Genomic DNA, 4563 nt, shown 5'->3' with positions numbered 1-4563 from the left:
ACGAAGACGCCCTACAACGAATCAAAATATTTAGAAGCATTAAAACGAAGAGGATCACCACTGTTAAAATTTGCAATAAATAGCTAAATTTTACTAGTTGTCCACCTCAGGGCGTGTTGTTATGTTTTTTTCTACGACATACCTATAATCCAAGGCATTGCGACACCGAAAGCTACAGATGAAACTCCAAGTATAAATTTAAGATGATTCATTGAACTGCATTTTGAGTACATAAATATACCTGTAAAAAATGCAAATACCGACCACATAACAGAACCCATAAAATAGACACGAAGTGCACCTTGATTTACTGAAGTCGTATAACCCGGACCAGCGATAAAATTTAAAATAAATGTAATGAGTAAACCTAAAACAGGTAATAAACCTATCATAAAAATTCTTTTATTAATCCTTAATTTATTCATATAAGCATCCATTCGATAAAAACATAACGCCCATTTAAGGGGCAAAATATAGTTGGCTAAAATAGGTGAACGGAGTGAACAAAACAGCCAACTGTATTTTGTCCCTCTTGAAATTCTTGTTAGGTGTTTTTACCCACAAGTATCTGTTCTTTAACATTGTTTGAGATATTAACCCAAGTTGTATCATTATTTAAGACTAAATTAATACTGAAATTTTTTGCGACTTTAACAATGTGATGAAACCAATCGGAATGACTCCATTCTCTTGGGGCAGGAGATTTAAATGCTTTAAGCTCATCGTCCCAATTTACTTCCGCAGCTTCACGATAAATATATTGGTAATCAGGCTTTCCTCCACTAGCTAAGACAACAATCAATTGATCATTTTCAAGTATCTCAACCTTTTCGATAACTTCCATGCTCGATAAACACCTAACGCCCCACTAAGAGGCAAATAATAGTTGGTTATAATAGAGAGCGAAGCGAACAAAACCAACTGTTATTTGTCCTGCTTGAGTGGCTTGTTAGGTGCTTAAACGCCATAAATTTCAAGACTTAACAACATAGATATGCCCCATAGAAAAAACAAAGAAATTATACCTAGCGCTACATAGGCAAAGTTTTTTCCAACTCTAGAAATTATTGAACTTCTCACATTCCCAGAAACCCAACCAACTATGAACAAAGGTAATACCCATAGTGAAACAATTCCCAACCCAAAATACCAGCTTCCGTCACTACCAATAATTTTGGACGTAAATGGAACAAACCATATTAACAAGTAAAGTAAACAGTATAAGGCTGCACAAACGTAAACGTAAGGAAGAGCTTTCAATTGATAGGCACCTAACGCCTTACTAAGCGGCGCGAAATTGTTGGCTAAAATTGCGAGGAACGAAGCTAGCCAACTGTTTAGCGTCCGTTTGAGTAACTTGTTATATGCCGCTAACTATATACTCCCCAAGATTCACAAACACCACCAAATTGACGCATTAAGGTAGATATGTTTTCTTGAGTTGAAATTACAAGTTGATAAGTAAGAACCGAGTTAATAGTAAATAAAGCATAACCTTCACTATCCTCTTCAGGTTCGTACAATTCCACGTTATTGTGATGCTGTTTAAGCAACTCCATTGCTTCAGGTTTTGGTGGCCAAGTTTCAAAATCAACATTGAAATCTATCTCAACAGTTTGAGTAAAATCAAAACCTGTTTCAACTAACCTACGTAATACATCTCCATCTGAATCATTTGGCCAGTTCACCACGATCTCCTAGGCATATAACGCCCATATTAAGCGGCAAATAATAGTTGGCTAAAATAGTGAGGAACGAACGACAGCCAACTGTTATTTGTCCGTTTGAATTGCTTGTTAGGTGAAGTTTATTTGTAAATACAAAACTTTAAAGCAAACACTAAAAGTTAATATTACATTCGCCACTTTATAAACACAACTGCTAGATTTTGAGCCACAATACCAAACAATAAAAAGCCAATTCGCAAGGACATTTTGTTTTTAGGTAATGCCCGAAGACTATATTGGCGTAAATGACGTAGAGCTTGGCGAAACACTCCAAAACCATATTTAGAAAGTACAAACGCCTACTTAAATTGGCAAATGCTTTAAACAATTAAACGAAGTGGCGATTACACCTAACGCCCCATTAAGAGGCAAATAATAGTTGGCTAAAATAAGCGACGAAGGAGCAAATAGCCAACTGTTATTTGTCCTGCTTGAATGGCTTATAGTTGGACCAATCCATTTATCAATCGATTAGTTTACTATATTTGATAAGTGGAATATGCCTCTGTTGGTTACGAATATTGAACGGCAAACATCCAATGTTTCTAACAAGACGTTCGAACCAACAGAGCTACTCGCTTCAAAACGCATACTCAGGGATCGCCTACGACGACTATCTATAAGACCTGCGAGAAACGAGACTTAAGCACATTCCATCTATAACTTTACTCGCTGGAGCATCAAAATGAAAGCATATAACGTCGATGATTTCGCTGCACTTATTGGTATCGATTGGGCTGACAAAAAACATGATATATGTGAGCACCCAAAAAACACCAAACAATATCACTACACCATTATAAAACATAAACCAGAAGCGCTTCACAAATGGGCAATGGAGCTTAAGCTGCGTTACCCAGATCAGAAAATTGCTGTTGTGTGTGAACTTAAAAAAGGTCCCTTAATTTATGCGCTCGCAAAATATGACCACCTCGTCTTATTTACGGTGAATCCATCCGCGGTCGCAAATTACCGCAAAGCATTCACGCCTAGCGGCGCAAAAAATGACCCGACAGATGCATTCATACAAGTTGAAATGATTAAACTTCACATAGATAAACTCTCAGTAATAGTACCTGAGTCAACATCAATGAGAGCATTAGCGCAACTGGTTGAGTATCGTCGTAATGTAGTACAAGATGGCGTCGATTTATCAAATAAAATAACTGCAACGTTGAAGAACTACTACCCTCAAGCGCTTGAATGGTTTAAAGAAAAAGATACCTTAATCTTTTGTGATTTCATCAGTAAATGGCCATCGCTCACCACGGTTAAAAAAGCCAGAAAGCAAACCTTATTAGACTTCTTTAATCGTCACAACTCACATTATGAAACCGTCAATAATGCTCGATTACTTAGCATTAAAGAAGCCGTTCCGTTAACCGAAGATGAAGGCGTAATAGCCCCTAATCAACTGTTAGTGGAAGTGCTTATCGCACAATTCAAGGTGTTACTTATGGGTATTGAACAGTTGGATAAAGCAATAAAACAGCTGTACAAAAAACAACAAGACAAGGCTATTTTTGATAGTTTACCTGGCGCAGGCCCACAACTAGCACCGCGCTTATTAGTCGCTTTTGGGCACAATAGAGAACGTTATACGGATGCTTCACAGATGCAGAAGTATGCGGGTATTGCACCCGTTATTGAAAGCAGCGGTAAAAAGACATGGACACATTGGCGGTACAGTTGTCCTACTTTTTTAAGGCAAACGTTTGTTGAATGGGCTGGTTTTTCGATACGATATTCATTCTGGGCAAAAGCTTATTATGAGCAACAAAAAAGTAAAGGTAAACCACATAACAGCATAATAAGATCGCTTGCTTTCAAGTGGATAAGAATAATATTTAGGTGCTGGAAAACGAAGACGCCCTACAACGAATCAAAATATTTAGAAGCATTAAAACGAAGAGGATCGCCACTGTTAAAATTTGCAATAAATAGCTAAATTTTACTAGTTGTCCACCTCAGGGCGTGTTGTTAGGTGTTCGTTACCACCACTCTTGGTGTTGGTGAATAATAAACCCTAAACTCAGAGTCTATCTCTTTAAAGTTACAATAAACACGTATCACTTCTTCGTTATTCCACTTTTGAAATTGAATCTCAGTGACATATTCCTGATGTATATTAAATACTGTAATTCCATCAGATATTAGTTTGGCGCTAAATGCGATGTTGGAAAAAGGTGAATGAGTCACAATAAGTTTATTTTTACCCTCATCGTATAGACGAACATAGGAAAAATGACCTTCGTCTGGATCGTTCTCATCAGATAACCAGAAACCATGTTCAAGAAAGTCGAGCTCTTCAGGGTATATATAATCCACTGCAATTTTAACCACACACGTCTCCGACACCTAACGCCACGTTAAGCGGCAAAAAATTGTTGGCTAAAATTGTGAACGGAGTGAAACAGCCAACTGTTTTTTGTCCGTTTGAACGCCTTGTTATGTGTATGATAACCAAGCACTATTATGACAACATTAATTTAAAGAGTAACCAAATCTTTTAGGACTTTTAAGTATTTCTGTAATCGTAGATTTAGCAGTTTCGTTAGATAGTTCACAAGCCTCTAAAATCTTAATCGCTACCTCTTTGTTGCCTGAAACTATTGCTTGATCAAAACTATCCATTTTCTTTAGAGCGAACAGCCTTTCGTTTACAGTCATTCCATCCAAAAATTCCATATTTGCAGACTTCCTAGATACACATAACGCCCTACTAAGCGGCGATAAATTGTTGGCTAAAATTGCGAGGAACGAAGCTAGCCAACTGTTTAGCGTCCGTCTTGAGTAGCTTGTTAGGCAAATTATTCACCCATATTGATTTTAAAGC

The 4563-nt window shown here is 37.3% G+C and carries 6 protein-coding genes; 1 reads left to right on the top strand and 5 read right to left on the bottom strand.

Going from position 1 to position 4563, the window contains the following annotated elements:
* Positions 1-131: 131 nt before the first annotated feature.
* From H4J75_RS19295 to H4J75_RS19285, 3 genes are all read right to left on the bottom strand, one after another.
* The gene (locus H4J75_RS19295; protein ID WP_182223009.1) at positions 132-425 is read right to left on the bottom strand and encodes a hypothetical protein; all 294 of its coding nucleotides are present in this window, start codon (positions 423-425) and stop codon (positions 132-134) included.
* 119 nt (positions 426-544) lie between these two features.
* A complete protein-coding gene (locus tag H4J75_RS19290; protein ID WP_182223008.1) occupies positions 545-844 on the bottom strand; it encodes a hypothetical protein in 300 nt (99 codons plus the stop codon).
* Positions 845-1370: 526 nt separating this feature from the next.
* Positions 1371-1688, bottom strand: a complete 318-nt coding sequence (locus H4J75_RS19285; protein ID WP_310733779.1) for a ribonuclease E inhibitor RraB — start codon at positions 1686-1688, stop codon at positions 1371-1373.
* A gap of 724 nt (positions 1689-2412) precedes the next feature.
* Here H4J75_RS19285 and H4J75_RS19280 point away from each other — a divergent pair.
* Entirely contained in the window at positions 2413-3675 is a 1263-nt protein-coding gene (locus H4J75_RS19280) for an IS110 family transposase (protein ID WP_182223007.1), read from the top strand.
* A gap of 32 nt (positions 3676-3707) precedes the next feature.
* Here H4J75_RS19280 and H4J75_RS19275 read toward each other — a convergent pair whose 3' ends face one another.
* Both H4J75_RS19275 and H4J75_RS19270 read right to left on the bottom strand, forming a co-directional pair.
* Complete coding sequence (locus H4J75_RS19275; protein ID WP_220465370.1) at positions 3708-4055, bottom strand: hypothetical protein; 348 nt, start codon at positions 4053-4055, stop codon at positions 3708-3710.
* A 156-nt stretch (positions 4056-4211) separates the two neighbouring features.
* On the bottom strand, positions 4212-4415 hold the full coding sequence (locus H4J75_RS19270; RefSeq protein WP_182223006.1) for a hypothetical protein: 204 nt from the start codon (positions 4413-4415) through the stop codon (positions 4212-4214).
* Positions 4416-4563: the final 148 nt, after the last annotated feature.

Source organism: Colwellia sp. BRX10-1 (assembly GCF_014077545.1).
In the GTDB taxonomy this organism is placed as follows: domain Bacteria; phylum Pseudomonadota; class Gammaproteobacteria; order Enterobacterales; family Alteromonadaceae; genus Colwellia_A.
This window is presented reverse-complemented; position numbering and strand designations above follow the sequence as displayed.

Bases quoted from the DNA above. Each gene is read 5' to 3' on its own strand.
- H4J75_RS19280 (WP_182223007.1), top strand. From the start codon at position 2,413: ATGAAAGCATATAACGTCGATGATTTCGCTGCACTTATTGGTATCGAT.
- H4J75_RS19295 (WP_182223009.1), bottom strand. From the start codon at position 425: ATGAATAAATTAAGGATTAATAAAAGAATTTTTATGATAGGTTTATTA.
- H4J75_RS19270 (WP_182223006.1), bottom strand. From the start codon at position 4,415: ATGGAATTTTTGGATGGAATGACTGTAAACGAAAGGCTGTTCGCTCTA.
- H4J75_RS19290 (WP_182223008.1), bottom strand. From the start codon at position 844: ATGGAAGTTATCGAAAAGGTTGAGATACTTGAAAATGATCAATTGATT.